This is a genomic window from Pseudoalteromonas sp. Isolate6 (assembly GCF_022398435.1).
Classification (GTDB): domain Bacteria; phylum Pseudomonadota; class Gammaproteobacteria; order Enterobacterales; family Alteromonadaceae; genus Pseudoalteromonas; species Pseudoalteromonas galatheae.
Window position 1 is genome coordinate 1 of sequence record NZ_JAKEVK010000231.1, and the last position, 6,859, is coordinate 6,859.

Below are 6,859 nucleotides of genomic sequence, written 5' to 3' on the forward strand. Positions count from 1 at the left end.
ATAGAAATTTGATCTATTCATAATGATTCACGCTCATCGCTAAATTTAGCTGATAGCAGGGCATTAATTATCCGAACAGGTTGAGCTAACATTATAAAAGCCAGAAAGCGCGTTATTCTAGCAAATAACTAAGCAATAGAGATCAGCATGAGTAAACATATCATACTTTTTATTTAGCTCACTTTTAAAACGATCTATCTGTGTAGCTCATCTATATTGCCCAAAGTTTGCTTTTAACATTTGATGCGCTCTACGCTAAAACTGACCTCTGCGCCGCAATTTTTGATTATTGCCTAGTTTAATTTGTCCACAGTGGGCTTCAGTGATGATGTAAGAAATAAGTTTTGGCAAAAAACACCAAACCGACTACTAGAAGCACAGTAATAAGCATTCATGCTTATTAAGCGGTATGCGCTTTGAATTTACCCGTTTTATATCCAAATGCTGCCCCCCCGCTTTCAGGACAGGATCGAACTTTAAAGTAACGAGTAATGGGATTTTATGACTTGATTGTGCTTCGCAATTTCTAGGTCATTACAATGAACACTATCACGCATTTAGAGTGAATTGAAAATCCTAGAATCGATGTTAATATCAAACATAATCTTATAGACGTTTTGCAATGTAATGACGTTAATCTTGTATAGCACCTATAAATGCAAGTACAAAAGGCTCGACCTGAGCAGTATGCTGACGCATTATCGCTACACTATTTTTAACTTTATTTGCTATTTGCTGTTTAGTTGATGAGCATTGTTCCTGTTTACTCGCATTATCATCAGCGCAGTCGCCAAGTCCTTCGTAAAATCTCGCCAGCAAATAAATATTTTCTAAAACGCCATTCGCAACTTGACCTCTACTACTCTTAAGCTCTTGCGTATTTTCTAATATCTTTTCGGTACTTTTCTGTGCGTCTTCTAGTCCTAAAAATGGCTTATCCGTATGAGTGTCAGACTTCTCTAAATCAGCTAAAAACGCCATTTGTTTCACTAACTCATTCCTCAGCGGTAAGGTATGTTGAGACAAAAAAGATGTATACACTTTTTCACTTGTTGATTGAGTAGCAGCCTCACTCACTCCGCTTGGTACGTAAGTTGCCAGCTTAGAGATATTTGACTTTTTGATATTAAAAAGAGCAATGCTTTTTATTGAGTCAATCATTTCTTTCTTATCTTCAGAATACTGCTTGATATACCAGTTTCCTATGTCATCTTTAGCAACCACATAATTAACATCCCCGCCACCTTTAACAGCAACACGGTTTATATTGTGCCAGTTCTGGTTGTCTAACTCTTGTAAAATGGCATTACTTGATTGTACAAGACTTCTGTTTAAGAACTTCTTTCTTTGTATAAGCTCAAATTCATTCAACAAGGTCGTTGACCTCATTGTCATCCTGATCGCATCTGAAGTTGCCCGAAGAAATGAATTTTCTGAACGAAAATATCTCGCGGTTTCCAACGCTTTATTGAGCTGTTTAACTTGCTCTGTGTCTCCGCGTTTATCCGCCAACACCCGCTCCACTGCGAGATGGTACATTAAGCTATCCCATACTTGCTCAGTATTAAGCTCGCTGTTTAACTGGTCGTTTTCATCAAAACTAGGTAAGTTATGTTCTGTAGTTGCTTCTTGCAATTGAGACAGATAATTCTCCAAAACCTCCTTCATCTCACTCAGTGACTCAGGAGCTGTACCTGCTGGATCTGGGTAGTTACTTTTAATACAGTTAGTTATATTCTTGGCACGCCAATTAACCGACATCTCTGTATCGTCAGATTCTACCGTTAGACAACTTGTTCTCAATGTCGTCTTTAGACGCTCTAAAACATCGCAGCGAGATTTATTATTAGCAACACATGTTGTATAGGGCTTCAAACGCTCTTCGCTATCTAACCAAAGCGCCAAATCTTCGGTTACATTAATTATTCCAGCCTCTGACCTTATGGTGTTTGAAATTGCATTTTTCAGCAACTTCGCGTTGTCACCATTGTTCCGTGTAGTAAACTGGTTTTGTCTCTCAATGTCATTAGTGAGTACCTTGGTTGAATTTCCTATCGCCTGAAGCACGGCTATAAACTTCTTAATTCGTTGCGGGTTATTTTCACCACTGTTACTGTCATCATCAAGATTTGCATTACCATGAAGTAAAACAAGGTTATTTGCTAGAAATAATATTTTCTCTGAAAAGCTTTTTAAGTCAGATTGAAATTCACGCTTTACATCTTCGGCAGACTCACAATTAGGCTTTTTTTCTTCATAGCAGCCACGATAGTAAAATTTTTTATAATCATGTATCACAGCCTCTAAACCCCGACTAGCATCAGTTCCTAATCCTCTAATCAAAATCAACTCTTGATCAGGAAGTTGGGTCATTTTACCTTCCAGCCTGCCACCATCATCAGGCGCTTTTGCCACCCGCTGCTCCATGGCCGGCGAAGTAATATTTAACGGGGCCAATGCATTTTGTGCAGCAATCACACAATCTGCATATGCCATAAGGTCAGCGCTTGTTTCTAAATCAGAGGGGCATTTTTGAAGTCCTAATGCCTTTACCTTAACCAGATCAACCTTTTCTTTAAATATGTTAAGTAGCCAACTTTTTAACTCGGCTAGTTCTCCCGGTTTGAATGGTATATCACCGCCACTTTGTTCCATTTCATTTAGTGAAATTGCAGTTTTAGCCGCTGCGAGTACGCTTCCATTCACTGCTTGCCATGCAGCATCGAAAGATTGACCAAGATCCCGTAACTTATCTAAAATCTGTTGTGCTTTCTCTTCTTTAAACTGATTTTCGCGTAGCAAACTTTTTATTTCTTTGCGCAGGCTTTCATCTTGCTCTAAATCTGAAAGTATTTTCCGACTTGTGCAGTCACCTTTACGTTCTGACTTGCAAAACACAGTGCTGAAGTTGGTACCTCCCCCCTCTTTTGAGGGAGCAATGAAAAACCTTACCGCATTGATTTCATTGGATTTTTCAATAGACTTTTGTGCAAAAATCCTCTCAATAAACTCAGCATCCCCCGCTTCACTTGGAAGGTATTTGTCGTAAACCTCCTCCTGATATTGAAGCTTTCGAATCAGTAGCTCGTAATCGTGATAGAAAACTTGCAGCGCAGTCTGCTCATTGGTGTACATGTGTAGTATTTCGTTGGCAAGATAGTAGGTTATTTTCCTTTCATTTTCGGGATAAACTCCTGCCCCTAGATATGTACGGTAGCTATCCACTTCAATGGGATCAATCCTTCTACATAACTCTGACGATACAGGGTTTAATTCATCATCACATTGATAGGTATCTCGTATAAAACCCAGCATAGGCCTAGCAGCGCTAACCATTGCAGCAACTTGATCTAAACGTTCAGGCGCTTGACTATTTAGTGGACCGTTATAAACATCGACTTCTATTAATAAAGTTGAGCACCCAGTTATCATCATCGCAATAGGGAGAAGCAGTGTTAATCTATTTATCTTCATCATTTCTATCCTTCTGCACATAAACTAGGTGAGTTGCGGCAAAAGCCTTCGAGTAGCTGTCTTTCTTGCGCTATAGACAAAAGTTCGTCCATCAAGCGGCGGTTGATCGGATCACTTGCTTTGGTCTGCTCAAAACTTAGTAAATCTCCCATCGCGCTATCGATAGCTGAAAAGAAATTGTGAGGTGTGGATCCCATAACGATAACGAGACGGTGGTTTTCAGGGCCCTCTCTAACCCCTTCAGGCCCCATTAATACGAACTTTCGCCTAGCACTGGTTACTTGAGTCCCACCCTTAGCATCTGCACTTAACCCTTGGTTTGTCATTTCCACTTTACTGGTTAACGTATCAATCGCTTCCGCAGGAACCCAACCCGAAGCAAATTTCATGTCACTGAGTAGATTAGACTGGCCTCTAACCGTTATTCTGTAAAATGTGGGAGAAATTTGATTTATTGGATCAAACACTCCTAAGTAATAAACTTGATAAACTTCACCTGTAACTGTATGGGTAGACAGGTAGGAACCACTCGCCCCAGCTATCGCCCCAACAACCCCAGCTTCTTGAGGTGTTAATCCGCAACCACCAAGAGCTGTACAGAAAAACAAAGCAGATAATTTTGTGTGGACATGTCTCATACTAACTTCCCTATCTATATGAATATAAAGTTGTCTACAGAATGAAGTTTAAGTAAAGGCAATAAATAGGTATTTTTCAACCAAAAATGTAACTATTTGTTAGTGTTAAGTTTCAAGTTTATCAACATGGATACTTCAGGTTTTGGGTGATATGGAAAAATAAATCTTCTGGGCACTTTATACGTGAAAAACCATCAATAGAATTTCAGTTTAAAAGTCTCTATTGATGATTCGAGATTGGAAATAGTTTGCCCATAACAGCGCTCTTGATGACCAAGTTGGTTCGGTCCCAATCATCAATTTCATTTAATTTCCTTTATATTTTTGAGCATATTGTCGTTTGCGCCTAGTACAATGCGCTAAGACTTCAAGCCTTTCATCTTCGCTGTAACTTGTCCAGCTGGTAATCTCATCCAACGTTCTAAAGCACCCCAAGCACACATCCTTATCATCCAAACAACACTTTCTGATGCAAGGGGATTGGACCGAATTACAACTTGAGTGTGACATCATAGCTCCTTCAAATAGATTTACTCAAAATAGCTTGCCGGAAAGAAATACTTTAACTGGACCAAATACACCGCCTTCGCCAATCAATATACAAACTGGGTGGAACTATCCCCACCACATCCGCACGACCTGTTGCGCATCGTTTATTTCAATATTGAGTCGCTGAGGTTGGTGGTCTTGAGTAAGCATGTCTCCAGATTGGTACACTCTAATTACTTTTCCAACAATTGTTTGTAGGGATTTTGAATAATCAATATCTTGCACCATTTTATCCTCATCTATGCTTGGAATTTAAAGCCAGCGACGCACTCGACCTCGATAGCGTAAATACGCATCTCCAAAAGTTTGTTCCATCATTTTTTCTTCAAACCGAATGTACCATCTGTCGGCGATAAGTAAAAAAGTAATCACAAACAAAAATGACACAAGTGCACCACCGGTCAATACAGCATAGCCTAGTAATGCAATGACAAAGCCCAGATACATGGGGTTGCGGGTATATTGAAATACCCCAACTTCCACCAATTTATCAGGCTTATTGAAAGTCATAATATTGGTCTCTTCCTTCGCGAATATCGTGCTGCCCGACTTGGCCAGTGCAAACCCCAAAGCAATCGGTACTAACCCTAATAGATTGAAAGGGTAATAAATAAAATGTGGCGCTGCAGCCAACCAACACCCCACAGGCATCAATATGACAAATAAAAACAGTAAAATAGGAGGCAGTAACTTTTTCATGATGTTATTCCTTATCTTTAGGACAATAATTAGAGATAAGGTAATGCGAATTTTATTGCTGTGCCTTAACCTATGTTAAGCCAAGCTCTTTTCTAATTCTCGACAGTGATACATCCGTGATCCCAAGGTACATCGCGATATGACGCAAAGCAACCGAACGGCTTAACGCTTGATTTTCTTGGGTAAAGCGTAAGTACCTTTCCTTCGCACTTAACTGAAGTAACGCCGCTTCTCGCTTCTCTTTTTTAAGTACCAACTGCTCATAAATCTTGCGCACAAACCGTCCCCAGTTGAGGTTTTGCTCAGATATTGTGACTAAGTCAGCATAGCGAATTTCGGCAATAACACAGTCTGTTAGCGCTTGCGTTGAAAATGGACTCGGCTGTGCTTCCAGGTAACAAGATAAACAAGAGAATGCCCCGCCCTTTTGTAGCAAAGATTTATTCCGTTCATTGCCCTTTTCATCTAGGTAGAAATAACGTCCATATCCATCTAATAAGAAATAAACACTCGAGATTTTCTCACCCTGTTCGAATAGTATCGTATCGGCTGTGATATGGCCGATTTTTATATACGGAGCCATAAGAAGCCAATCCTCGGGTGAGAAGTCCACTAACCGCCCATATACAGCTAACCAATTTTGATAATTTTCGTTACTTGTTTTAGACATTAGTGTAAGTGCTTTTCGAATAATAACAGGACTCTATTGTCGAAAGGCATCGTATCGAACTGCTGATATCCAAGCTTTTGGTATATATGCTGTGCTCGCGTATTATCTGCAAAAACATCCAGCCAAATACGTGTTATACGCAACTCTTCTAACACGTATTTTTCCATCTGTTTTATCGCTTCTTGCCCTATTCCCAGTCCCTTTTTGGCAACCACGATACGGCGAAACTCAACACTTTTTCGATCTGGGTCAATAGCTAAAATAATAAAGCCAACTATTTCACTACCCGAATGGATAGTTAAATAGCGTAAATCGGTATCAACGAATTGAGATTGGTGAGTCGAAAGCGAATTGCTTATTATGAATTGGCTGTTGTCTGCAGTACTTTCCATAGTAACAAACTTGCTAAGGTGTACGCTTTCACTTACCGAGAGTCTAAGCATGTAATTCCTTAATTAAACATTTGAATCTCCATATCTTAAGGTCAATTAAGTTAATTCTCAAACGACTAAACGATAACGAGGGGGTTACTGTTATCAGTGCAATAAAAACCTCAACCTACTACCATACTCACGTATTCAAATAGTTAAGTAAAGAGTAGCCTTTAGTGCGGCCTAGCGATCTCATACAGCCTGATAAAAAGTGTTAATAAATACTTTTTATACACCAAAATTAGTGCTATGAAGCTGCATCCGTTTGCAGAAAACGTTGACGACTTAACATAAATGATTTGAACAAAATATATCCATAAAATCCATAACAGTACGCTCCATCATAATTTCATTCCTAGCAAGAGTAAGTATCTACATCACTGAAAGCTATTAAAAAC

General features: G+C 39.4%; 7 protein-coding genes. All 7 read right to left on the reverse strand.

Translation table 11 applies throughout. The features are described from left to right. Window positions 1-633: 633 nt before the first annotated feature. Window positions 634-3,477, reverse strand: a complete 2,844-nt coding sequence (locus tag L1D50_RS20225; protein WP_138523430.1) for a hypothetical protein — start codon at window positions 3,475-3,477, stop codon at window positions 634-636. A 2-nt stretch (window positions 3,478-3,479) separates the two neighbouring features. Beyond that, a complete protein-coding gene (locus tag L1D50_RS20230; RefSeq protein ID WP_128727525.1) occupies window positions 3,480-4,112 on the reverse strand; it encodes a hypothetical protein in 633 nt (210 codons plus the stop codon). A gap of 306 nt (window positions 4,113-4,418) precedes the next feature. After that, window positions 4,419-4,622 (reverse strand): DUF1289 domain-containing protein, encoded by a 204-nt coding sequence (locus L1D50_RS20235; protein ID WP_128727526.1) that lies wholly within the window; start codon window positions 4,620-4,622, stop codon window positions 4,419-4,421. Window positions 4,623-4,727: 105 nt separating this feature from the next. After that, window positions 4,728-4,889 (reverse strand): I78 family peptidase inhibitor, encoded by a 162-nt coding sequence (locus tag L1D50_RS23485; protein WP_128727527.1) that lies wholly within the window; start codon window positions 4,887-4,889, stop codon window positions 4,728-4,730. Between the two features lie 24 nt (window positions 4,890-4,913). Beyond that, window positions 4,914-5,360 carry an isoprenylcysteine carboxylmethyltransferase family protein gene (locus L1D50_RS20240; RefSeq protein ID WP_128727528.1) on the reverse strand — a complete coding sequence of 149 codons (447 nt, stop codon included), beginning with the start codon at window positions 5,358-5,360 and terminating at the stop codon, window positions 4,914-4,916. A 70-nt stretch (window positions 5,361-5,430) separates the two neighbouring features. Beyond that, on the reverse strand, window positions 5,431-5,943 hold the full coding sequence (locus tag L1D50_RS20245; RefSeq protein ID WP_235956703.1) for a Crp/Fnr family transcriptional regulator: 513 nt from the start codon (window positions 5,941-5,943) through the stop codon (window positions 5,431-5,433). 86 nt (window positions 5,944-6,029) lie between these two features. Beyond that, window positions 6,030-6,473: a GNAT family N-acetyltransferase gene (locus L1D50_RS20250; protein ID WP_128727530.1), complete on the reverse strand. Its 444-nt coding sequence runs from the start codon at window positions 6,471-6,473 to the stop codon at window positions 6,030-6,032. Between the last annotated feature and the right edge of the window lie 386 nt (window positions 6,474-6,859).